Consider the following 24391-nt stretch of genomic DNA (forward strand, 5'->3'; position numbering starts at 1 on the left):
TGGACGACTCTCGCAATTCTATTGCGGGAGTCGTTTAATTTTAGGGTTCATCATAAGTTTTCTATTTTTGCGCAAAAATAAATTATGAGAAAAATTATATTGTTCTTCCTATTTTCGGTTTCATTATGTGCCCAGAAAATAGAAACGGAGACTATTAACTTATCCAAATCGATTAAAGACAGTAAGAATTCTATCAAAACTTTTACAGTGATTGACCAAAGACCAAATAAAGAAATTGGAAATGTAATGTATCATAAAAACCAGGTAAATATTGCTTTCGCAAATGATGCAGCTACAGATATAAAAGATTGGTTTTATGAAGATAATAAAGTAAGAGGAAAAGAAGATTTAGTTTTATTATTGGAAAATATAGAAATCTCGGAAGATAAAAAAGAAAAATATTCAATAGGCAAACTTGCTTTTAAAGCAAGCACATTCATTAAAAAAGAAGACGGATATCATTTTTTATACAGAATGGATACTGTTGCTACAGTTTCATCAAGAACGACCCCATATCTCGCACAAAGTTTAGCTAAAAAAATAACGATTGGATTAACGGATTTATTAAAAAGCTCCTATAAGTCAGATTCATGGAGTTATGCTATTCCGGAAAATGAACTTACCAATTACGCCTCTCTGATTAAAAATAATCTGGAATTATATAAAGGGAGTGAATTGAAAGAAGGTGCTTATAAAAATTTCTACAGATTTTTTACTCAGTCTCCGGAATCAGGATATAACCTTATTACCAATGAGAAAGGGTACGTTACCAAAGCCGTTAAAGGAGAGGAAAAAATTCCATTGAGACAAATGTATGCCTATATATTCAATGGGGAAGCATATAAGATAACTCCAGTTGGACCTATAAAAATTGAAAAGGATGAAGAAGGGTATTTTATTTTTGCTTCACGGGCAGAATTATTTCCTGAATATATGGGAAGTGGTGCGATGATAGGATCAATGGCAGGAGGATTAGTGGGAGGATTAGTGGGAGCTGTTATAGATGCAAGTATTAAAAAGAACAGAAAAGCAAATAACCCGGATTTACCCAAGGTGTATTTAAATCCTTTTACCGGAAATTATATTTTCCCCGAAGAAGAGTATAAAATTAAATAATACGAATACAATCAGGAGAGACGATATTGTCCTCCTTTTTTTTATCTTTGCAAATTACAAGGTTCTTAAATGAAAAACATACGAAATTTTTGCATAATCGCCCATATCGACCACGGTAAGAGTACTTTGGCAGATCGTCTTTTGGAATATACCAATACTGTTTCTCAAAGAGAGTTGCAGGCACAGACCTTAGATGATATGGATTTGGAAAAAGAACGTGGGATCACTATTAAGTCTCACGCAATCCAGATGGATTATGAATATAAAGGAGAGAAATATATCTTAAACCTTATTGATACACCTGGACACGTAGACTTTTCTTACGAAGTTTCCCGTTCCATTGCCGCCTGTGAAGGAGCGCTTCTTATTGTAGATGCTGCACAAAGTATTCAGGCACAAACAATTAGTAATCTTTACTTAGCATTGGAAAATGATTTAACGATTATTCCGATTCTTAATAAAATTGATTTACCTTCTGCCAATCCGGAAGAAGTTACTGATGAGATCATGAACCTGATCGGTTGCGAATATGAGGATGTACTGAGAGTTTCAGGAAAAACAGGAGAAGGGGTTCATCATTTATTGGAGCAGATCGTTGAAAGAATTCCTGCTCCGGTTGGAGAACCGGATGCTCCGCTTCAGGCATTGATTTTCGACTCAGTATATAACCCGTTCAGAGGAATTGAAGCTTACTTTAAAGTTGTGAACGGAAGCATAAAAAAAGGGGAGAAGGTAAAATTCATGGCGACGGATAAAACCTATGAAGCGGATGAAGTAGGAACATTGAAATTGAAACAGGCTCCTAAAAAAGAGATTTTAACGGGAGATGTAGGATATATTATTTCAGGGATTAAGGACGCAAGAGAAGTAAAAGTAGGAGATACCATTACTTCTGCTGAAAAACCTGCTTCCGCACCTATTGAAGGGTTTGAGGAAGTAAAACCAATGGTTTTCGCAGGTATTTATCCTATTGATTCCGAAGATTTTGAAGAATTGAGATTCTCTTTGGAAAAGTTAAGATTGAATGATGCTTCTTTGGTTTTTGAACCGGAAAGCTCTGCTGCTCTTGGTTTCGGTTTCCGATGCGGATTCCTGGGAATGCTTCACATGGAAATTGTTCAGGAACGTTTGGATAGAGAATTCAATATGAATGTGATCACTACTGTACCGAACGTATCGTATTTTGGATATTCTAAAAAAGAGCCGGAAACACCAATCCTGATCAACAACCCGTCTGAAATGATGGATCCTTCTATTCTTGACAGGGTAGAAGAACCTTATATTAAAGCTTCCATCATTACAAAATCTGACTTTGTAGGGCCAGTAATGACCTTATGTATTGAGAAAAGAGGAGAAATTGTTAACCAGAGTTACTTAACTTCAGACAGAGTTGAACTGGTCTTTAATATGCCTTTGGCAGAAGTTGTTTTTGACTTCTATGACAGGTTAAAATCCATTTCTAAAGGATATGCTTCATTCGACTATCATCCGATCGGTTTCAGGGCATCTAAGCTTGTGAAAATGGATATCCTGATCAATGGAGATATGGTGGATGCACTCTCTTCATTAATACATGATAGCAATGCTTATCACATTGGTAAGAAAATGTGTGAAAAGCTTCGTGAGCTGATCCCAAGACAGCAGTTTGATATTGCGGTTCAGGCAGCATTAGGAACGAAGGTTATCGCGAGGGAAACCATTAAGGCTTTAAGAAAAGACGTTACCGCAAAATGTTACGGAGGGGATATTTCCAGAAAGCGTAAACTATTGGAAAAGCAGAAAGAGGGTAAGAAAAAAATGAAGCAGATTGGTAGAGTAGAAGTACCACAGTCTGCATTTATGGCTGTATTAAAGCTCAACGATTAATAATAAAAATAAAAAAAAGACCGGTAGATCGCCGGTCTTTTTGTTTTCAAAATGTTCTCTCTTTTTCAGTCAGGTTTCCCTGAATGACGAGAGCTCCCAATCCGAGGACAATTTCAGCAATACCCAGAATTGTTACAAGGTTGGGTCCGCATACGATACATTCCGGTTCAGGGAATGGTTTTTTCCCTACGATAATGATGATCGCGCCGCCAATAATAATAATGATTACTATAATGGCTCTTAATAATGCTTTCATGGTGTTCGTTTTTATTTTGATTATACCTTACAGAAAGATACAAAGTCATGATAGGAATTCAGATTTCCGTCTCCTGTTGTTAGCAATGCTGTTGCAGAAATAGAAACAGTATATGCACAAGGTAATAAATCCGCCACAGTATCAGTTGGAGGTGTAAATACCAATTGTGTCGATCCAAATGTTTCTGGAGAAGGCATCAATACTATCGGATCAAATCCAAAGCTTTGTCCTGGTTTATGAGGACCTACAATGGAAAGGCTTACACTGCCGAGATTTTCGTTTCTTGCCCCGTATTTTACATGCAGATCTGTGGTTATTTTACTACATCCGCTGCTTCCGGAAATTATTTCCTGGAGATCTACAGACAATGCAATTCTCTGATCATTGACGGTGGTATGAGCCCAACTTCCATATTTGTTGACATTGTGATATAAAACATTGAAAATGGCTATAGGTTTAGATGTTCCGGCCACCACTTCTGTTGCAACATTTCCTGCTTCTCTTTGTCTCATTCTGACAGCAAAATATCTATTGGATGTATGCGGTCTTGTCCCTGAAACTGTTGAATTTCCTATTCCTGATGTGGGCATGCTCATATCGATAGTGGTTACTCCGGTCAGTTTTTCAGTATTAAGCTTAAGAATTTCCGCATCTACATGAGCAGCAAAGTTGGAATCCTGCGGCACCTGAATCCAGTTTCCATTAAAGGTAACCGTTTTTTCAGTTCCTGTTCCATTGATGTGATAAGGTTCATAAGCAATAGGGTTGGAAGGGTCTCCTGTAAACGTCCATAAATACCCGATAACGGTCTTATCAATCATATTGGGTACCACAGGGCTCCATCCGGCTGGATTTAATGCATCTGATGGGTTTGCGACTTCCTGATACTCGAAAAGATATTCCATAGGCTGTGCATTGATCTTTTTACTTATTGTTCCTACCAAATTGACGGATGAGAAAAACGCATATCCGCCGAGAGTTTTTCCGGTAGCCAGATTAATTCCAGTCTGGATCGGAATATGCTGTGTAAGACCAAAATGAGTAAAAGAAGGAGGTATTGAAGGATCTATTGGAATAAGTTCTTTCGAACAAAGCTTCACACATAAGCAGTAACCCACATTATTACGACGATCTGCTTTTGTTTCCAGGGCAAAACGCTGTCCGCCATATTCTAAATGAAAATAGACATCAGGACCACTAGCAAACGGAGGAAGGACATCTGTTTCAATATTAATGATAGGAGAGAGGAAGGTCTTTTTGAAATCGGCAGAAGAATAATAGATTTTAAAATGACCATTACTGTCGGTAACATCAGTTCCCAGTTCATCATCTGTAATGAAATCTGCATCCATGGCGATTACAGTAACTCCGGAAAGAGGTTTTCCTGTTTTGCAATCTGTTAATCTTCCACAGATAGTCCAAACATCAAAATATCTTCCCTTAATTAAGCACCACCATTTTTCAGGAATTATATAAGAGAAATTGGCTACATAAACCTGTTCTTTCGTAATCTTCCATTGAGGAACAAAAGTGGTGATATGAAACTGTCTTGGTTTTCCTTTTTTAGGAGGGAAGGGAGGACGGGGAACCGTTCCGCAGTAAAAATCGAATTCTAGGGCTGAACGGGAATACTTTTCATCAATTTCTACAGAAAAATTTCCATTGATATCCGTTTCTGCCTCTGCAATTAACCTGTCCTGTTTGGCTTTGATCTCATCTTCCGAAACTTCTCTGAATGTATCTTTAATTTCAGCGGCTGAAACGGCTGCAATATTGATATCAGCTGAAGGAAGGTAAATACGCACTCTTACCTGGCTCAGGTATTCTGAACACTCTCTGCACAAATAGGCAGCTAGATTTCCTTTGATAATATAATTCATGGTTTTGGTTTTAGGTTGTTGCCTACTCTTTAAGGTTTTCGGCGCATCCTTTTGTTTATCCCAAAATTGAATATAACTATCAAGGAATCAGTAAGTAAAATCCCGATTTCTTTTCAGTGATTTCACCCTAATCAATAAAAAACCGCTTCAAGCGAAGCGGCTGTTGTTATTTTTTGCGGGTGAATAAAATTTCCATGGTTTTCATCTCTTTTCCTGTTTTGGAACCTGGTCCGAACATTTCCAGCTTTTGGGTATTATCATCAACGAATGTATAGATTTCCCTTATATTACAATCTTTTCCAGGCCGGGCAGGATCTGTCATTTTTCCTTTAAATTCTATGGATTTATTGGCAGCATTCCATTCTCCCTCCATATACATAATGCCTGTTCCCATGTTGTCAATCCAAGTGCTTACAAATTTTTTCTTAGCATTATCATAGCCTGTAACGCTCATTCCTTCAAAAGGCATTCCCATAAAATCTCCTTTATGTTCACTCATTTGATAACGGCCGCCGTAAATCATTTTGTTGGTGGCTTGAGAAGTGCTTTTCATCGGCTGTCCGCCTTCTTCCATCCACATGGTGTTTTCACCGGTCCAGTTTCCATCAGATTTAGCTAACATTTTGTGCATATCTCCGGGAGTGGCAAATTCCATCCAGGCTTTGTTGGCAGTGGCTGTATCTACAGGTTTCCAATCCGAACTTACTGTTGCAGAATCCGTTTTGTCTGAAGTTTTGGAAGCATCAGTTTTTCCTTTTTCGCAGGCGATCAGTAAAAAAACGGTACTGAAAGCCAAGAGTAAATTTTTCATAATCGTTTAGTTTTAAGTTGATTATAAATTTAGTGAATTTTATTTTGATTGAAAATTCTTTTTTAATACCTGTCAATTAAATTCTAAACCGTAACTTTGTGTATTCATAACGCAAATTAACTATGCAGAATATAAAAGTGGCAGTAGATGCTGTTATTTTCGGATACTTTGATAAGAAGGATCTTCAAATCCTTTTAATCAAAAGGAAAATAGATCCATTCAAAGGAGGATGGGCTCTCCCCGGAGGTTTGGTTATGGATGATGAAAATGTAGATGATGCTGTAAAGAGAGAGTTGTATGAAGAAGCAGGAATAAAACCCGATTTTCTGGAACAGCTTTATACTTTTGGAGATGTAGGGAGAGACCCTAGAAACAGAGTGGTTTCCATAGCTTATCTGGGGCTTGTCAACCCTTCTTATCATGAACTATTTGCCGATTCCGATGCAGAAGATGCACAATGGTTTAGTGTGAATAGGCTCCCGAAATTGGCCTTCGATCACCAAAATATCATAGAAACAGCACTAAAAAGGTTACGTACAAAAATTCAATATCAGCCTATTGGCTTTAATCTTCTTCATGAAGAATTTCCTTTTTCAGACCTTGAAAATCTGTATAAAACCATTATAGGACAGGAAATCGACCGTAGAAATTTCCGTAAAAAAATCATGAGTTACGGGCTTCTTAATGAAACCAATAATGTAAAAAAGGAAGGAAGTGGCAGACCCGGGAAACTTTTTACTTTTAACCAGGAGAAATATAAAGAGCTTGAAGAGCAAGGGTTTTATTTTGAAATAAAATAATATTCGAAAAAAAATACGGCTGAAAATCAATTGTTTAAACAAATTAGTGTAAAATAAACGCAAATTAATTTGGTGTGTAAAGTTATATTCATTTAAATTTGTGTAAAAATAACGCAATAATGAATTGTATATATTAAGTCTAGCGAAATCTTATGCAATCTTTGGTTAGCGTAAAAACAACACAAATATTAATTTAAAAACATAAAGCTATGTTTGGTTTCAGACACATTAAATTTGATTCAATGACCTATGTTCTTCATTTTAAAAATGGAGAGGTCGTAAGAGAAGGAAGAGGTTTATCATTCTTCTATTTTGCTCCAAACAGCTCTATCATTGCTATTCCGATGGGAAGTAATGATCTGCCGTTTATTTTTAATGAAAATACTTTTGATTATCAGACGGTAAAAATTCAAGGACAGATCAGCTATAAAATCACGGACCCGAAAGCACTTTCCAATACATTGGATTTTACAGTAAATGAAGAAGGAATTTATAAGAAGAATGATATTGAAAAACTGAATCAAAGAATTATCAATCTTGCTCAGACTTCAACGTCATCATTTATTCATAATCAGAGCCTGAAAGATGCCATCCGTTCCGCTAAGGACATAGAAGGAAATATTCTGGAAGGATTAATGGCTTCTGAAGCTATTCAGACAATGGGCATAGAGATTTTGGGAGTCAATATTCTGGCGGTACAAACCACTCCGGAAATGGCACGAGCACTGGAAACGGAAACCCGGGAAAAATTGCAGCAACAGGCAGATGAAGCGGTGTATGAAAGAAGAAATTTTGCGGTAGAACAGGAAAGAAAAATCAAGGAATCTGAACTTAATACCGAAATTGCCGTAGAAGAAAAGCAAAAGCAGATTGATGAAAAAAGAATGGAAGCTGAAGTTCAGAAAGAAGAAAACAGTCGAATCCTGAGAGAAATGAAGATTGCCGCAGATATCGCCGTTGAAAATCAAAGAAAGGAACTGATTGATCAAAAAACGGAAAACGACAGAAAAGAAGCGGAAACCAAGGGATATGCTCTCGAAGCTGCGTTGAAGCCTTATAAAGAATTGGATTGGAGAGTTTTAACTGCTTTAAACAGTAACCAGGATGCAAGATCAAGTATTGCTTTAGCCTTTAGAGAACTGGCGGAGAACGCAGGTAAAATAGGAACGCTTAACATCAGTCCAGACTTATTGGAAACATTGCTCACTGAAAAGTAACAGAAAAGATGATCTCATGAAACCAGAATATGCCATCATTGTTAAAAATAAAACGAGATTGGAATCTCTGATCGAAAGATTCAACACCAAAGCTCAGGCTCAGTTTTATATTGAAAGTTCAGGTGGAAATTTCCGGGAGTATGTGGAAGAGCATGAAAGATTTTATCAATCCTTCATGGAAGTTCAGACCAGACTGTCCAAAGTGATCAAAAATAAAGTGGTGGAAAAAGAATTTGTACCCTCCTATATTTTCTCTGAAAAGAATCTGATCATTGTGATAGGGCAGGACGGATTAGTCGCCAATGTGGCAAAATATTCTAAACATATTCCCATTATAGCAATTAATCCTGATGAAGAAAGATATGATGGTGTATTGCTTCCGTTTACTGCAAAGAACTTTCTAAATGGAGTAAATGCAGTAATCAATGAAAGCTATAGAATAAAAAAGATGAGGTTTGCAGAAGCGGTGTTGAATGATGGTCAAAAATTACTGGCAGTCAATGATCTGTTCATCGGAATCTCTTCCCATAGCTCTGCGAGATACAAAATTATGCTGAACGGAAAAGAAGAGGTTCATTCTTCAAGTGGAATTATAGTCTCTACAAAGACAGGAAGTACAGGCTGGCTAAGCTCTATTTTTAATATGGCTTACGGAATTTTAGGACCCAAAAAACTCGGGTATCCTACAATGAGCGAAGAGGATTTGTATTTTGCAGTAAGAGAGCCTTTTAAAAGCATCAGAACACAAACAGAAATTTGTGGAGGCAAGCTGAAAAAAGGAAATAAGCTGATTGTAGAATCTTTAATGCCAAATAATGGTTTTATATTTAGTGATGGAATTGAACAGGATTTTCTGCAATTTAACAGCGGAGCAACGGCAGAAATAAAGCTTTCTGATGAGGAAGCGGTTTTGGTAACGAATTAAAAAATGATGAAAACAAAAACACTTTACAGACCTGTGGGAGAAAAGGAAATGATTTTAATTATTGAAAGTAATTATAAAAAATTTCCACCAAGATTAGAATGGCAACCTATTTTTTATCCTGTTTTGGATGAAGATTATGCTTCCGAAATTGCTGAAAAATGGAATACAAGGGATGAATCAGGAAATTATCTGGGTTTTGTAACCAAGTTTGAAGTGTTGGAAGAAATTGTTAATAAATACCCATCTCAAAATGTAGGAGCAAGAAATCATAATGAATTGTGGGTTCCTTCTGAAGAATTAGAAGCTTTTAATCGGGCTATTGTGGGAAATATTATAGTTACAAAAGTTTTTATAGGTGAAAACTTTAAAAGACCCGGAAGTGATGAAGTTGAAGATTTAATGATGAACTTAAAAATTAAGAAATGACAAATAAAGGAATGGCGAAAGATACTTTACAAATCTTAGCTAAGAAATATTATATAAATAACAATAATGAAAAGATCGATATACAGAAAGAAATAGAATTCTGTAAAGAAGAAACAAAATTATTTAGCTCAGAAGAGCTTTTTGAATTAACAGGAAAACAAATCCCAGAAGTTGATTTTACAAGTAAAATAGAAACATGGAATTGCAGCTCTTTACAGGTAATTTTGAGACTTGCAGAAGAGGAAAATCAAGAGAAAATAATGTGCCTGAACTTTGCGTCTGCAAAAAATCCTGGTGGTGGTTTTATCAGTGGAGCAGAGGCGCAGGAAGAAAGTTTGGCGAGAACGTCTGCTTTGTATGCAGCACAATTGGAAGCAGAAAACTTTTATAAAACCCATAGAAAAATGAAATCATGTTTTTACACAGATAACATGATTTATAGTCCAAAAGTTCCTGTTTTCAGAAAAGATAAAGGAGAATTATTACAGAAAGCCGTTTTCTGTAACTTTATTACTTCTGCTGCTGTGAATGTAGGTGTTGTAAAACAGCAGGAACCAGAACGAATAAACGAAATATACGGGGCAATGGATATCAGAATTGATAAAATGCTTGCGTTGGCTTTGAATCAGGGAAACGAAATTCTTATTTTAGGAGCATGGGGATGCGGAGTTTTTAGAAATGATCCGAAGGATATTGCAGAACTATTCAAAAAACATCTTCAAGGAAAGTATAAAAATAAATTTAAAAGAGTGATTTTCGCAATTCTGACTAAAAAAGAGGAAATGTTGAAACCATTTGAAGGAATATAATGAAACACAAAATAGAGCTAGTAAAAGGAGACATTACCAAAATCCAAGTCGAAGCAGTTGTAAACGCTGCTAATTCTTCATTGCTAGGCGGAGGCGGAGTTGATGGAGCTATTCATCGCGCAGGAGGGCCAATAATATTAGAAGAATGTATCCAAATCAGAAATAAACAAGGAAAATGTAATACCGGTGAAGCTGTTGTCACAACTGCTGGAAATCTTCCAGCAAACTATGTTATTCATACAGTAGGTCCGGTTTGGAATGGAGATGAAGAAAAATGTTCAAAATTATTAGCGAATTGCTATAAAAATTCATTGAAGTTAGCAGAAAGTCTACAGATTAAAACAATTGCTTTCCCTAATATCAGTACAGGAATATACAGATTTCCTAAAAACCGAGCAGCTAAAATTGCCATTCAGGAAATACAAAAGTTTCAATCTGAAACAATAGAGAAAGTTATTTTTGTTTGTTTTGATGATGAAAACGAAGAGATGTATAAAAAACTATTAGAAAAATGAAAAAACTCACCATATTAAGCGGAGCCGGAATAAGTGCCGAAAGCGGGATCAAAACATTCAGAGACAGCGATGGACTCTGGGAAAATCATGATGTGACGGAGGTGGCAAGTCCGGAAGGATGGAGAAGAAACAGAGAACTCGTTTTAGATTTTTATAACCAAAGACGTCACCAACTCCATGAAGTACAGCCCAATGATGCCCATAAATTATTAGCTGAATTGGAAAAGTATTTCGAGGTACATATTATCACCCAAAATATTGATGATCTGCATGAAAGAGCAGGCTCATCCCATGTTTTACATTTACATGGAGAACTCTTCAAATCCTGTTCCTGCAACAATAAAAGTCTGATCTATGAACAAAAAGATGATATAAAAATCGGTGATAAAGCAGAAGATGGAGCACAACTTCGACCATTCATCGTATGGTTTGGAGAAGATGTTCCGATGATGGTGGAAGCCATGAAAATAACCAAAGAAGCAGATATTTTTTTAGTCATCGGAACTTCATTGCAGGTGTATCCTGCCGCAGGATTGTTACAGGACATTAAAGATGATTGTTTATTGATTGTCATAAATCCGGATGATAGCATGAGCTACGGAAAACGAGCGGTAGTGATTAAAGAAACCGCAACGCAGGGAATGAAATTGTTGTTTGATAAACTAGTAAACATGGCATGATGGAAAATGCAGTAAAAGCAGGAATTTTTGGTGTTTGTATCGGGGATGCTTTAGGTGTTCCGGTGGAGTTTAAAACCAGAGAAACTCTTAAACGTTTTCCGGTGACAGGATATTTGGAATTTATGTCTTGGAATCAGCCTAAAGGAACCTGGAGCGATGATAGTTCCTTAACATTATGCATTGCTGAAGAGCTCACAAAAGGATATGACTTGGAAAAAATTGGGCAAAGTTTTGTGAAATGGAACAAATATGGACATTGGACCGCACACGGAAGGCTTTTTGATATAGGAGGAACGACAAGACATTCTATTGCGAGATTGATCAAAGGAGAAAGTGCAAGATTTTCAGGAAATATTTTTGAAGAAGATAATGGGAATGGCTCTTTAATGAGAACTCTTCCTTTGGCTTTCTATCTTAAAGATGAAGAAGATATTGATAAACTATACAAAACTGTGAGGGAAATTTCTGCAATTACTCACGGCCATTTCCGATCCGTTTTTGCATGCTTCATTTATGTGATTTTCGCAATACAGCTGTTAAAAGGGAAAAGTAAATCAGAAGCATATGATTATATACAGGAAACTGCTTTGAGATATGCAGAAAATCGGGAGTTTAACCCAAAAGAAATACAGCTTTTTTATAGGATTTTAAAGAATGATATTTCCAGTTATAAGGAAGATGAAATTCAAAGCGGCGGATATGTTTTGAATTCATTGGAAGCTTCATTATGGTGTTTCCTAAACTCAAAGAGTTATTCCGAAGCCGTATTGAAAGCTGTAAATTTAGGCGAAGATACAGATACAACAGGGGCTATAACAGGTGGAATTGCCGGAATTTACTATGGGTTTGAAGATATTCCGGAAGAATGGATTTCAGATCTGGTAAGAAAAAATGATATTGAAAGCTTATGTATCAAACTCGAAAACAAACTGATGAAATAATTAAATCATGAACGAAACAGAAAAGAAAAAAATAAGCAAATTTTTGAGCCTTATTCTTAGGCATCAGCCGGAAGCCATCCATTTGGAATTGGATGAAAACGGATGGGCAGATATTGAGGAACTAAGAGAAAAGTCGGCTAGAAACAAAATAAATTTTACCTTAGAAGAATTGGATGAGGTAGTGGAAACCAATAACAAGAAACGGTTTGCTTTTAATGAAGATAAAACCAAAATCAGAGCGAATCAGGGGCACTCTATTGATGTTGACTTGGCTTTAACACCCCAACAGCCGCCGGAATATCTCTATCATGGAACTGCGGAAATCAATATCCCTTCCATTTTAGAAAAAGGAATTGAAAAAAGAAGCAGACAGCATGTTCACCTGAGCAGTGATAAGGAAACGGCCACCAAAGTAGGAATGCGTCATGGAAAACCTGTGATCCTTACGATAAGAACCGGTCTTATGCTCCAGGAAGGAATAGAATTTTACCTCTCAGAAAATGGAGTATGGCTTACCGATTTCGTAGATGCAAAATACATTTCAAAATAAATGAAAAGAACTTTAGTAGTAGGAGATATTCATGGGGGATTTAAAGCTTTGAAACAGGTTTTTGAGCAGGCGAAAGTTACCTCCGATGATAAGCTGATCTTTCTCGGAGATTACGTTGACGGGTGGAGTGAATCTTCAATGGTGATCCAATTCCTGATAAAACTCTCAGAACAGCAAGAATGCATTTTCATAAAAGGAAATCATGATGTTTGGTGTGAAGACTGGCTCTCTTTTGGAAAAGGCGAAGAGGTATGGTTATTTAATGGAGGAAAAAGTACCGTTGAAAGCTACAAAGAATATTCAGTAGAGGATTTAGAGCTCCATCTGGAATTTTTCCAACGAATGAAAAACTACTTTGTAGACGAAGAAAACCGCCTGTTCATTCATGCGGGGTATTCTTCCATGCATGGTCCTGAAAAAGAAGTGTATTCCAGCAATTACCGTTGGGACAGAACGCTCTGGGAAACAGCTGTAGCCATGGATAAGAAACTGTCGAAAAACTCAGAACTGTATCCAAAAAGATTGTTATTGTACCATGAAATTTACATCGGCCATACTCCCACATTGCATTTAGGCATAAAGCATCCGCTAAATAAAGCCAATATCTGGAACATGGATACAGGTGCTGCATTTACCGGATCATTATCCATTATGGATGTTGACACCAAAGAATTCTGGCAGAGTGATCCGCTTCCGTCTTTATATCCAAATGAAAAGGGAAGAAATCAAGACTAAATAATCATATTTCTCTCAAATATCCACAATCATCTGCGAAATCAGCTCAATCTGCGAGGGAAATTATCAATTATCCATTTTTCCCAAACTTTAAGTAATTTTAAAGTCTGAAATATTACATCAATGAAATTGAAAACGCTCTTATTTTCTCTGTCTTCATCTTTTTTGTTCGCTCAAAGTTCCTTTCAGACTCCCTTTGAAAAAGGAAACGGTAATACAACCGTCACTTACGATGAAATGAATGCTTATTACCAGGACTTATCTAAAAATTTTGAGACCATTCAATACCTGAAAAAAGGAGAAGATGATAATGGAAAGCCCATTTATGTAGTGGTGTACAATCCTTTCCCGGAAAAAGAGCTGGAAAAACTTAGAAAAGATAAAGCTGTTCTTTTCATCAATAATGGAATTCATCCGGGAGAACCGGACGGGATTGATGCTACCATGATGTTAATGAAAGATCTCGCAACAAAAAAAATAAAAACCCCGCAGAACTTCATTGTTGCCGCTATTGCTGCATATAATGTAAGTGGAATGCTGAACAGAGGGTCTTTTTCCAGAGCCAATCAAAACGGTCCGGAACAATATGGCTTCAGAGGAAACACCAGAAATTATGACCTTAACCGGGATTTCATCAAAGCGGATTCTAAAAATGCCAGAAGTTTCCAGGAAATCTATCATTGGCTGAAACCGGATGTTTTTATCGACAACCATGTAAGCAACGGTGCTGACTATCAATATACCTTTACCTACATTTCAACATTTAAAGAGCGGTTGGGAAATGTGTTAGGAGAATATTTTTACAAGAATTATCAGGCTAAAAACCTTGAAGATTTAAAGAAGCTGGGATATGAAAGTACCCCATATGTCAATATCCATGGAGATGTTCCTGAAGTGGGGTTTGCCGCTTTTGAAGATTCTCCGAGATATTCTACAGGTTACACTTCTCTGTTCAATTCTTTAGGGACGGTACCGGAAACGCATATGCTAAAACCTTACGATAAAAGGGTGGATGCCACGTATAAGTATATGCTCGTGAATCTCCAGAATCTCGATAAGGAATATAAAAAAATAAAAGAACTTCGCCTTGGAAATCTAAAGCAGTATCAGGCAGGGAAACAATACGGAATCCGTTGGAAAATAGATTCTACCCAATTTACGACCATGGATTTTAAAGGATACGAAGGAAAATATAAACCCAGTGAAATTTCCGGGAAACCAAGGCTGTATTATGACAGGTCAAAACCATTTACAAAAACCATAAAGCTCTTTACAACGGCTGTTCCTACCAGATATATTACTATTCCTCAATATTATGTAATTCCACAATCTCAATACAGAATCATTGAAGAATTCAAACGAAATAAAATTCAGATGAAACCTCTGCAAAAGGACAGCGCTATTCTGGTGGAATCTTATAAGATCAACGATTTTAAAACCGTTAAAAATCCTTATGAGGGACATTATCTGCATTATGAGACCACAGTGGATAAAATCAACAAGAAGGTTATATTTTCAGCTGGAGATTATGTAATTTCAACCCAGCAGGAAGGTGTAAAATATATCATTGAAACCCTTGAGCCGGAAGCTTTGGATTCTTTCTTCAACTGGAATTTCTTTGACGGAATTTTAGGGCAAAAAGAATATTATTCAGCCTATATATTTGAAGATACCGCTTCAGAACTATTAAAGAAAGATAAAAAGCTGAAAGAAGCATTTGAAAATAAAAAAACAACGGATAAAAAGTTTGCTGAAGACGGACAGGCTCAGCTGGATTGGATCTACAGGAACTCTCCTTATTTTGAAGAAAAAACATTCAGACAGTATCCTATCTACAGAGTCTTGTAAGTGTTTGATTATGAATGAAATTACCGTATTTTCCACCTGCTGATTTTGGGTTTTTCCCTGACTTGTTTTTATATGGATACCACTAGCTTTGATGGGTAAACCAATAAAAATAACGATCATGGCAACCAAAAAGCATTTTTTCATTTCATTGGAAGGAGTGGATCTTACCGATGAACAATTAAAAAGCATAGACAAAGGAATACAGAATGTCGTGCTTTCAGAACTTTCAAAAATTGATAACAGCCAATCTTTTGCTGCACAAAGAGATTTCAGGGGGCTTACCAAACCCTTGAGAATTAAAGACTGGTTTCCTTGGGGAATCATTATTTTCAAACCAGGAGTAGACATCCAGTCTCAGATTAAAGATCTACAGTCTCAAATTAAAAGCTATGGAGGCTAATTCACATTCAAAAAAGATGTGTCCCAGTTATGTAGGAAAAGCCGGGGCACAGCTTTTTGGAGTTGTCAATAAAGACGGGAAGGTGCAATTCATCACACCACTTACCGTTACCGAAGAGTTTTTAGAGCTTAATAAAGGGAAAAACAGTCTTGAACAAAGATTCCGCTTTACAGGAAAATGTGTGGAAAAAGGATGTGCCCAATGGAACAATGAAGAATCCAAATGTTCCTTATCCCAAAAAGTACAGAATCTGGATGTTGGGTATACAAATAAAGAATTATCCTATTGCCCTATTCGTAGCAATTGCAGGTGGTTTCACCAGGATGGTAAGGATGCCTGCTTTTCATGCAACGAAGTTACCCGGAATATGGAAGAACTATTATTACAGATAAAATAAAAAAGGCGTGATAACATCACACCTTTTTATTATGGAAAAATCATTTCTTATTTTGGTAAGCCTCTTTTCAGGGCCCGCTCTGCTCTTTTGACAGCCATACTTTCTTTCCAGTCCATATATTTCTTTTTGAAATTGGCTTTCATGATATCATCGAACTTACGTTGTACTGTTAGATTCCATAAAGAATGAGCCTTTACTGCCCATGATTTATCCCAGGCTCTCAAAGAAATAGAGAAACTTCCGTCAAGATATTTCATCCAGTGCCACCATCCGGTAGGCATGAACAGCGTATCTCCGTGCTCAAGGAAACATTCAATTCCTTCCACACCGTCTAATGCCGGGAATTTGGTGAAGTCGGGATTTTCTATGTCATAATCTTCCAATGCATATGTAGCATAAGGAATCTGGTACAATCTTTCTTTCCATTTATAATCGAAAAGAAGCACGTGCTTTCTTCCATTGAAGTGCGTATGGAAAATGTGAGCCATATCAATATCATAATGAAGGAAAGTTACAGAACCTTTCCCTCCGAAGAACATGGATGGATACTTATCTAAAAACCCGCCCATTAATTCTTTAGGAGAAATATAATCTTCCAATAGCTTTTTGGCATGCTTTATAGGATCAAAAAAGAAAATTCTCAGATCAGTAGGCTCTCTTTGAATCAAATCGATATAATCACCAAATTGCATTTTGGCGGCAGAAGCATTGATGGGAGCGGCCGGATCAGCTTTGGAACTGTCGTATAATGGAACTTCCACATCTCCTACCATCTCCTTCATGTATTCCATTGTCCATTTCTGATAGGCAGGCCACTTCTTTGCCATGTTTTTAATGACAACAGGCCTCCTCGGCTTAAGATATTTTTCGTGAAACTCTTCTTTCGTTATGTCATCTACAATATCTATAGGCTTTAAAATAATTCCCATTTTATAAATTTTATGTTACAAAATTATTAAATAAATGTTTACGAATCCGAGATTAAGTTTTTTTTAATCTATGATTCAAATCACAATTTTAAATATTTAGACCAAATAAAAATACTTCCTCAAATGTATGAGAAAACAAAATTATATATACTAAACAGAAAACAAAATATTCATAAAAAATATTACATCTTAGAAAAATATTTGAGAATCCTGAATTGAGAAATAAAAAAATAATAAAAAATTTTATCACTATAAATACAGTGATAGAGGTGTTTTTTAACTTTTTCCTTTAAAATCAATCTTTATAAAGTGTAACAAAAAATTACAAACCATAACTAATAAGCCAAATAATAAATTATGAAAAGGAATATCTATGTATTCGTGATGATTTTTTTCTCTATGCTGACGTTTGCACAAAAAACAGTTTCAGGGAAAATTACCGATGAAGATGGAGAAGCAGTACCCAGTGCAAGTGTAACGATAGAAGAGCCGGGAAAGGATGCAATTTTGGCTTATGGAATTACCAACTCCAAAGGAGAATATAAAGTTACCTTTACTTCTTCAGAATCTAACGTGGATTTGAAAGTAAAGGCTTTCAATCAAAAACCATTAACAAAACAGATCAGTAACAGTGATCAGACATTGAGCTTTAAAATGCAGTCTGAAACTACGGAAATAAAAGAAGTTCAGCTGAAAACCAAAATGATCACAGCAAGAGGGGATACCATTTCTTATGATCTTAAGGCTTTTGACAGCAAAAACGATAGAACACTTGCGGATGTAATGAAGAAAATTCCGGGTATTGAAGTCAATGCAGACGGAAGTATTCTTTATCAGGGAAATGCAATCAACAAATTCTATGTCAACGGAAAAGATTTAATGGAAGGAGGATACGGAACCATCAACAACTCCCTTCCTAAAGATGCCGTACAAAAAGTGGAGGTGCTTGAAAATCACCAGCCGGTAAAAATTCTTCAGGATAAAGTTCCTTCCGATCAGGCAGCGATCAACATCAAGTTGAAAAACTCCGTAACCATGACCGGAAGAGGAGAGGTAGGATCAGGATTTGGAGCTCCATGGCTTTGGAATGTGAAGTTAACACCGATGTTTTTCGGACAGAAAAGTCAGTGGGTAGTCAATTATAAAACCAATAACATGGGAGAGCAGGTGGAAAATGAAGGAAATATACTGGCTTTCGGAAGCAGATTTGAAGGAAGGAGAATCAATGCTTCTCAAAATGACTGGCTGAATGTGGAAAATGCAAGTACCCCGAATCTTCCTGTGAAAAGATATCTGATGAACAGTGTCCATTATTTATCAGCCAATTATCTTACCAATATTGATAAGAAAAAAGAATGGGAATTAAAAGCGAATGCCAACTACACCAATAATGCAGTAGAAAGAGAATCTTACAGCGAAACGAATTATTTTGCTACTCCGGAAAGACCCGCATCAAAAGTAACACAGAATATTTTCAATAATTTTTATACGGATAAAGCAAAAGGAGAATTGATCTTCACTAAAAATGCGAAGAAAGGATTCTTTAAAAACACTACGAGCTTCTCTCAATTCTGGAATGCAGACAGAGGCGTTGTAGACAGAACAGACCCGATCAATAACAGACATGGTGAAGAAGCCATAGAGTCTCCTACTACATCGTTCCAGAACTCTTTGAGTACCATCATTCCATGGAAAGAAAAAATGGTCAATGTGATGTCTTTCATTAATTATCAGACAGATAGGCAAACATTGGATGTTTCTCCTGCTTCTTATTTAGCCATTCCTGGATTTATTCCGACTTCTGCAGATTTTGTCAGACAGAATTTAAGACTGAAAACTTTTGAAGCGAATCATTCGGCAAACATTGGTTTTTCTACCAAGGGATGGACCTTTACTCCGGAAGTTGGATTTAATTTTAAAACAACGAATTTAGTTTCAGACTTATCAAATATCATCACAATTCCGTCTTCTGATCCTAATGATCCGGTGACGCCTGTTTCAGCATATAGTAATGATTTAAAATATACAACCGCAACACCATACGGAAGCGTAGGCGTAAACTATAAAAGCGAAGCATGGATGTTATACGCGAACTTCCCTGTGAACTCAAACAATATTAAAGCGGAAGATCCGATGAGACAGGTCTCTAAAGAAGTAAACAAAGTTACCTTTGAACCAAGTATTTTTGCTCAGTATACATTTGCCTCTTTCTGGAAAGCTTCAGTTAATGCTAATATTAACAATAATTTCGGAGAAATCAATTCTGCTTATTCCGGATTCTTGATGACTTCTCCAAACGGAATTAATGCGATGGATATTAATAATCCGATCCCTCAGAACAATAATAAATCTGCAGGAACAAGATTAGAATACAGAAATCCACTGAATAATTTATTCTTCAATGTGAACTACAGGTATTCAGATGCAAAAAGAAACCTGATTTCTAACCCAAGAATTAACGAAGCAGGGTATACCATTATGCAATATATTGAACAGGATAACCATATCATTAACAATGGCTACAGCGCGGAAGTTGGAAAATATTTTCCAAAATTCAAGACCAATGCTTCTGTAAGTTATAGCAATAATACCTCAAAATCAGATGCCTTTTTGGATAATGCTTCTTATACCAACAAGAACAACAGTCAGTCATATGGTATTAAATTCAATAACACCTACTTCAGTTGGATGAGTATTGATTATAATGCAAGCATCTCAAGAACAAAACAGACAAGTCAGGGGGGAGTAAATTCTAATGCTGCCAGAAAAGGATTCACTCATAATCTGGGTGTATTCTTCTATCCTATCGAAAACCATACTGTTGGATTCAACTGGGATCAGGTAAATACCAATGCAGGAGATCAGAAATATAACAATGGATTCTATGATCTGTCTTATCAATTCAGTTGGTCCAAAAAGAAAATCGATTTTGAATTGAAATGGATGAATATTGCAAACAAAAAAGTATTTGAAACGTATGATATTAACACAACTAATATTTCATACACAAGAATTCAGCTTCGCCCAAGCCAGGTCATGTTCACCGTAAAGTTCAACTTTAAATAATAAGAAAACCAATCTCATCGAGATTGGTTTTTTATTTAATCATTTACTTCAATTATTTTAAAAACTAGGTGAATCTGCGGATGGGCCGTAGCTTCCGGGTAAAGGAATATTATTCAATCGATAATAAACACCCAATTGTGCTCTATGATGAGTGATCTGGTTTAAAGCATGTCGTATAGCCCCATATTTGCTCCAGCTTGCCAATTCTTGTCCATCGTTTTTAATGGTCCAGCTCGGACTCAGATCATCTTCCTGTACATTTTCCAATGCTTTTTTGCCTGCTTCGTAATCTTCATCAAGCTTTTTAAGCAGATCTTCTTTGGTGGAAAGAACAGAAGGTTTATAACCCCCTTTCGCAAAGTCAAGCTCGGAAGTATTCAAGATAGTATTCGGCCATTCGAAAACTTCTACCAGGTGGGTAGCAAGAGGCATCATTTTCATGCTTTTTTCATGGGGGGCATAATCGTTTTTTCCGTCAGGAAAGAGCTCAATAAACTTTTTAGTAGTTTGATATTCCCCCTGTAATTCTGATTTTAATTGAGATAAAGTGTCCATAATATTTTGTTTTTTTAGGCACATAAAGTTAGAAATTTAAACAACGAGAAAATCGTAAGAAAATCATAAAATTTTATTTTTGAGGGAGTAGGTAAAAAATAATCAAAAAAAATCTGTAACAAAATCCTGCGACGGATAACTAATTAGTAAACATTATTTAAAATGAAAAAACTCTTTTCAGTATTTTTTATTGCTCTTTTTGTCTTTTCAAACGCACAGGACAAAGATTCCAAAGAAACAGCCAACCGTTTCTTTTATGAGCTTACATTCAAGCCTAAAAAAGACTCCACAAAAATGGATAAGGTGATCACCATTTTGGATATTACAGATAAAAACAGATCTATTTATCAGGATTACACGGTAATTGCACAGGATTCTATCATGAAGGTGGAAATTGAAGCAATGCAGAAGGCAGGAGTAATGAAAGATCTTTCAAAGACAATCAGACAGCCTAAAATTTCTGCCAGAGTATACAAAACCTATCCAAGCATGAAAGTTCAGTACGTGGATAAAGTAGCCAATGGATTTACCCCAAGCAATATCGGGTACAGCGAAGATTTGAAATTCAACTGGAATATTTCCAATGAAAAGCAGAAAATCGGAGCTTATAACGCGCAAAAAGCAACCACTGAATTTGGAGGAAGAAAATGGACGGCTTGGTTCAGTACGGATTTGCCATTCCAGGATGGACCTTATAAATTCTCAGGACTTCCGGGGTTGATCGTTAAAATTGAGGATGATGAGAAAAACTATTCATGGATATTACAAGGAAATAAAAAAGTAAAGGACTATTCGGAATTCTCTTACATAGAAAACTTAATGCAGGCTACAGGAGGAAAAGTAAAAGAATTGCCAAGAGATAAGTTTGAAAAAACTTTCAGTGATTTCAAAAAAGATCCTTTTGCATCTGTAAGACCTATGATGACACAGGAAATGATGTCTAAAACCATTCCGGGAATGGATGGAACAATAGGAGACATGATGAAAAAGCAGGAAAAGCAATACAAAGATTTCTACAATGCCAATGATAATCCTATTGAGAAAGATCAGGTAGTAGACAAAAAGAAAAAATAGCATTCATATCAACTAAATTATATTGGTAAACCCAAATGTATCAGTGCATTTGGGTTTATTTTTTTACACACAGATATTATTTAGATTAAATTTAAATAGCGTATATTTGCATTCACAAAAAACAGGCTTTTGAAAGAAAAGGATTTACATAAATTAAGTGGCTTTCCTAAAAATAAGACGGGAAAGATTCTTGGCTATGATAATGATCACTTGAAGATGCCCAATAAAATCATCGAAATGGGGCTTTTGCCGGAAACCGTTTTCAGGATTTTGTATCAGGCACCTTTTAACGGTCCTATGTATGTGGAGTTCGGAGAAGAGAAAAGCCGCATCGCTCTTCGTGAAGAAGAGGGAGACTATATTATTGTTGAAGAATTGAATTGATGCAGAATAATAAGAGAAAAAAAGTACTTTTAGTCGGAAATCCTAATGTAGGAAAATCAACGGTTTTCAATACACTTTGTAACAAGAAACAGAAAACCGGGAACTATGCCGGTGTTACCGTAGCAAGCCATTCAGGGAATTATACCTACAAGGATGAGGATGTTGAGGTAATTGATCTGCCGGGATCATACAGTATTTATCCAAGTTCGGAAGACGAAGCTATTTTTTCCAAATTTCTTATTGATGAGCAGAAAAACTATGCAGGAGTTATTTATATCCTTGAAGCACTAAGCTTAAAAAGAGGACTTCTTTTATTCCAGCAGATCCAGGATTTAGGAATTCCGATGATTCTGATCGTAAATCAGATCGATCAGGCAGAAAGAAGAGGAATCAATATCAACATTCAACAATTTTCAGAAGCACTAGGAATTAAAATTATCCAAACCAATGCGAAAGAGCACCTTGGAATAGAGGAGGTGAAAGAAGCAGTTTTCAACAATGAATTTGTAAAAACAGATACCATTTCTTTTGAAACCCCAAATGAACATAAAGATTTTCTTCAAAAACTTGCCTCACAAAAGGGATTTGATAATCCTTATAAAGCTTGGATGGCTATTTCTTCAGGAGCCGAGCTGGGAAGAATAGAATCAATTCATAACCTGCTGAATGAACCGGAAAATAAAAGTCTGGTTCCTAAAAGATTACAGGTGCAGGAAACGGTAAGAAGATATCAGAATGTCGATAAAATCTTAGCCAATGTGATCTCTAAAAAACCTCAGTTCAAAGAATTGCTTACAGAAAGGCTGGACAGGGTTTTGGTGCATAAGTTCTGGGGTTACGTGGTTTTTCTGGCAGTATTGCTGATCATATTCCAAAGTGTTTTCTTCCTTGCGGAATATCCGATGAACTGGATCGACAGCTTCTTTTCATGGCTGTCTGCTTTTACGGGAGAACACCTTCCGGAAGGACCATTAAATTCACTTATATCCAATGGAATTGTACCCGGAATCGGAGGAATTGTCGTTTTTGCTCCGCAGATCGGGATCTTATTATATTTTCTTTATCTCTTGGAAGACTCAGGATACATGGCAAGAGTGGTTTTCCTGATGGACAGGTTGTTGCGACCATTCGGATTGAATGGAAAGAGTATCGTTCCATTGGTTTCCGGAACAGCTTGTGCTATCCCGGCCGTAATTTCAACAAGAAATATCGAAAATGTCAAAGAAAGACTGTTAACTATTTTGGTGACACCTTTCATGACTTGCTCTGCAAGACTTCCGGTTTACAGTATTATTATAGGATTGATTATTTCAGATGATACTTTTTTAGGAATAAAATATAAAGCATTGGTATTGATGGGAATGTACTTACTGGGATTCCTTGTTGCCCTGTTTTCAGCTTTTATCCTCAAAAGATTTATCAAAAATAAAGGGAAAACCTATCTGGTAATGGATTTGCCCACCTACAAAAAACCACTTTTCGGATACGATTTTAAAATGGTTTTAGGAAAAGTATGGGATTTTATTACCGGAGCAGGAAAGATTATTTTCATTGTAAGCATCATTATCTGGTTCCTGAGTTATTTCGGGCCAAAGCAAAAACCTAACGAGTTTGTTGCTACAGACGTTCACCTGGATCATTCTTATTTAGCTAAAATGGGAAAAGGGATTGAGCCCGTTATCGAGCCTCTTGGTTATGACTGGAAAATGGGAGTTGGTATTTTGACAAGTTTTGTGGCGAGAGAAGTTTTTGTAGGAACCATGTCTACCCTTTATAGTCTGGAAGATGATGCGCCCGAGGTGAAAGTAATAGATAAAATGAGAAGAGATGTGAAACCTAATGGTGAAAAAGTATTCAGTTTTGCCACAGGAATTTCCATACTATTATTTTATGCGTTTGCAATGCAGTGTGTTTCCACATTGGCAGTAGTTTACAGAGAAACCAAAAGCTGGAAATGGACAGCTTTTCAGGTGGTGATGATGACTGGTTTGGCATATTTTGTGTCCATGTTAGTATATCAAATTTTAAAATAATGAGTACATCATTAATTTTTCAGTATATCATTGTTCTGCTCGTTGTCGGGTTTGCCTGCTACTCCTTATTCAGGATCATCAGAAAGAACTTTGCACCGAAGAAATTCAGTTCCAAAAGGACGAATTGTGACAAAGATTGTGGTTGTTCGTAGATTTTACATCATGAATTGAAAAAATA

At 36.4% G+C, this 24391-nt stretch carries 25 protein-coding genes; 20 read left to right on the plus strand and 5 right to left on the minus strand.

Features of this window, described 5'->3' with window-relative positions; translation table 11 throughout:
• Positions 1-84 precede the first annotated feature (84 nt).
• Together EGI05_RS16360 and lepA are read left to right on the plus strand one after the other, a co-directional pair.
• Positions 85-1116 carry a hypothetical protein gene (locus EGI05_RS16360; RefSeq protein WP_123264092.1) on the plus strand — a complete coding sequence of 344 codons (1032 nt, stop codon included), beginning with the start codon at positions 85-87 and terminating at the stop codon, positions 1114-1116.
• A 69-nt stretch (positions 1117-1185) separates the two neighbouring features.
• Positions 1186-2982 (plus strand): translation elongation factor 4, encoded by a 1797-nt coding sequence (gene lepA / locus EGI05_RS16365; protein WP_123264093.1) that lies wholly within the window; start codon positions 1186-1188, stop codon positions 2980-2982.
• A 46-nt stretch (positions 2983-3028) separates the two neighbouring features.
• On the opposite strand, the gene EGI05_RS16370 is transcribed toward lepA, so the two are convergent.
• The 3 genes from EGI05_RS16370 to EGI05_RS16380 form a co-directional block, all read right to left on the minus strand.
• Complete coding sequence (locus EGI05_RS16370; protein WP_123264094.1) at positions 3029-3238, minus strand: hypothetical protein; 210 nt, start codon at positions 3236-3238, stop codon at positions 3029-3031.
• Positions 3239-3258: 20 nt separating this feature from the next.
• Positions 3259-5118 carry a transthyretin-like family protein gene (locus tag EGI05_RS16375; RefSeq protein ID WP_123264095.1) on the minus strand — a complete coding sequence of 620 codons (1860 nt, stop codon included), beginning with the start codon at positions 5116-5118 and terminating at the stop codon, positions 3259-3261.
• Positions 5119-5284: 166 nt separating this feature from the next.
• A complete protein-coding gene (locus EGI05_RS16380) occupies positions 5285-5929 on the minus strand; it encodes a DUF1579 domain-containing protein (protein WP_123264096.1) in 645 nt (214 codons plus the stop codon).
• Positions 5930-6051: 122 nt separating this feature from the next.
• Here EGI05_RS16380 and EGI05_RS16385 point away from each other — a divergent pair, with 122 nt between their 5' ends.
• The 13 genes from EGI05_RS16385 (at position 6052) to EGI05_RS16445 (ending at position 16172) form a co-directional block, all read left to right on the plus strand.
• Positions 6052-6729 carry an NUDIX hydrolase gene (locus EGI05_RS16385; RefSeq protein ID WP_123264097.1) on the plus strand — a complete coding sequence of 226 codons (678 nt, stop codon included), beginning with the start codon at positions 6052-6054 and terminating at the stop codon, positions 6727-6729.
• A gap of 242 nt (positions 6730-6971) precedes the next feature.
• Positions 6972-7946: an SPFH domain-containing protein gene (locus EGI05_RS16390; protein ID WP_228428632.1), complete on the plus strand. Its 975-nt coding sequence runs from the start codon at positions 6972-6974 to the stop codon at positions 7944-7946.
• Between the two features lie 16 nt (positions 7947-7962).
• The gene (locus EGI05_RS16395) at positions 7963-8871 is read left to right on the plus strand and encodes an NAD(+)/NADH kinase (protein WP_123264099.1); all 909 of its coding nucleotides are present in this window, start codon (positions 7963-7965) and stop codon (positions 8869-8871) included.
• Positions 8872-8874: 3 nt separating this feature from the next.
• Complete coding sequence (locus EGI05_RS16400) at positions 8875-9297, plus strand: ADP-ribosylation/crystallin J1 (protein WP_228428633.1); 423 nt, start codon at positions 8875-8877, stop codon at positions 9295-9297.
• Positions 9294-10106, plus strand: coding sequence for a TIGR02452 family protein (locus tag EGI05_RS16405; protein WP_123264101.1), 813 nt, complete (start codon positions 9294-9296; stop codon positions 10104-10106). The genes EGI05_RS16400 and EGI05_RS16405 overlap by 4 nt, the downstream gene beginning before the upstream one ends.
• Positions 10106-10621 carry an O-acetyl-ADP-ribose deacetylase gene (locus EGI05_RS16410; protein WP_123264102.1) on the plus strand — a complete coding sequence of 172 codons (516 nt, stop codon included), beginning with the start codon at positions 10106-10108 and terminating at the stop codon, positions 10619-10621. Before EGI05_RS16405 ends, EGI05_RS16410 begins: the two co-directional genes overlap by 1 nt.
• Positions 10618-11301 carry an SIR2 family NAD-dependent protein deacylase gene (locus tag EGI05_RS16415; RefSeq protein ID WP_123264103.1) on the plus strand — a complete coding sequence of 228 codons (684 nt, stop codon included), beginning with the start codon at positions 10618-10620 and terminating at the stop codon, positions 11299-11301. The genes EGI05_RS16410 and EGI05_RS16415 overlap by 4 nt, the downstream gene beginning before the upstream one ends.
• Positions 11301-12242 (plus strand): ADP-ribosylglycohydrolase family protein, encoded by a 942-nt coding sequence (locus tag EGI05_RS16420; protein ID WP_123264398.1) that lies wholly within the window; start codon positions 11301-11303, stop codon positions 12240-12242. Before EGI05_RS16415 ends, EGI05_RS16420 begins: the two co-directional genes overlap by 1 nt.
• 7 nt (positions 12243-12249) lie before the next feature.
• Positions 12250-12792 carry an RNA 2'-phosphotransferase gene (locus tag EGI05_RS16425; RefSeq protein WP_123264104.1) on the plus strand — a complete coding sequence of 181 codons (543 nt, stop codon included), beginning with the start codon at positions 12250-12252 and terminating at the stop codon, positions 12790-12792.
• Positions 12793-13527 carry a metallophosphoesterase gene (locus tag EGI05_RS16430; RefSeq protein WP_123264105.1) on the plus strand — a complete coding sequence of 245 codons (735 nt, stop codon included), beginning with the start codon at positions 12793-12795 and terminating at the stop codon, positions 13525-13527.
• A 123-nt stretch (positions 13528-13650) separates the two neighbouring features.
• Positions 13651-15375 (plus strand): M14 family metallopeptidase, encoded by a 1725-nt coding sequence (locus EGI05_RS16435; RefSeq protein WP_123264106.1) that lies wholly within the window; start codon positions 13651-13653, stop codon positions 15373-15375.
• A gap of 118 nt (positions 15376-15493) precedes the next feature.
• Complete coding sequence (locus tag EGI05_RS16440; protein ID WP_123264107.1) at positions 15494-15775, plus strand: hypothetical protein; 282 nt, start codon at positions 15494-15496, stop codon at positions 15773-15775.
• On the plus strand, positions 15765-16172 hold the full coding sequence (locus tag EGI05_RS16445; RefSeq protein ID WP_123264108.1) for a hypothetical protein: 408 nt from the start codon (positions 15765-15767) through the stop codon (positions 16170-16172). The genes EGI05_RS16440 and EGI05_RS16445 overlap by 11 nt, the downstream gene beginning before the upstream one ends.
• 47 nt (positions 16173-16219) lie before the next feature.
• Here EGI05_RS16445 and EGI05_RS16450 read toward each other — a convergent pair whose 3' ends face one another.
• On the minus strand, positions 16220-17101 hold the full coding sequence (locus EGI05_RS16450; protein WP_123264109.1) for a cupin-like domain-containing protein: 882 nt from the start codon (positions 17099-17101) through the stop codon (positions 16220-16222).
• 357 nt (positions 17102-17458) lie between these two features.
• Here EGI05_RS16450 and EGI05_RS16455 point away from each other — a divergent pair, with 357 nt between their 5' ends.
• Positions 17459-20167: a TonB-dependent receptor gene (locus EGI05_RS16455; RefSeq protein ID WP_123264110.1), complete on the plus strand. Its 2709-nt coding sequence runs from the start codon at positions 17459-17461 to the stop codon at positions 20165-20167.
• Positions 20168-20224: 57 nt separating this feature from the next.
• Here the strand turns inward: EGI05_RS16455 and EGI05_RS16460 are convergent, their stop codons facing one another.
• The gene (locus EGI05_RS16460; RefSeq protein WP_123264399.1) at positions 20225-20722 is read right to left on the minus strand and encodes a DinB family protein; all 498 of its coding nucleotides are present in this window, start codon (positions 20720-20722) and stop codon (positions 20225-20227) included.
• A gap of 162 nt (positions 20723-20884) precedes the next feature.
• Here EGI05_RS16460 and EGI05_RS16465 point away from each other — a divergent pair, with 162 nt between their 5' ends.
• The 4 genes from EGI05_RS16465 to EGI05_RS18050 all read left to right on the plus strand — a co-directional run bounded on the left by EGI05_RS16465 (position 20885) and on the right by EGI05_RS18050 (position 24365).
• The gene (locus tag EGI05_RS16465; RefSeq protein WP_123264111.1) at positions 20885-21796 is read left to right on the plus strand and encodes a GLPGLI family protein; all 912 of its coding nucleotides are present in this window, start codon (positions 20885-20887) and stop codon (positions 21794-21796) included.
• A 129-nt stretch (positions 21797-21925) separates the two neighbouring features.
• The gene (locus EGI05_RS16470; RefSeq protein WP_123264112.1) at positions 21926-22180 is read left to right on the plus strand and encodes a FeoA family protein; all 255 of its coding nucleotides are present in this window, start codon (positions 21926-21928) and stop codon (positions 22178-22180) included.
• Entirely contained in the window at positions 22180-24213 is a 2034-nt protein-coding gene (gene feoB / locus EGI05_RS16475; RefSeq protein WP_123264113.1) for a ferrous iron transport protein B, read from the plus strand. Before EGI05_RS16470 ends, feoB begins: the two co-directional genes overlap by 1 nt.
• On the plus strand, positions 24213-24365 hold the full coding sequence (locus EGI05_RS18050) for a hypothetical protein (protein WP_166668355.1): 153 nt from the start codon (positions 24213-24215) through the stop codon (positions 24363-24365). The genes feoB and EGI05_RS18050 overlap by 1 nt, the downstream gene beginning before the upstream one ends.
• Positions 24366-24391: the final 26 nt, after the last annotated feature.

The sequence above is a fragment of the Chryseobacterium daecheongense genome, from assembly GCF_003729955.1.
GTDB lineage: Bacteria > Bacteroidota > Bacteroidia > Flavobacteriales > Weeksellaceae > Chryseobacterium > Chryseobacterium daecheongense.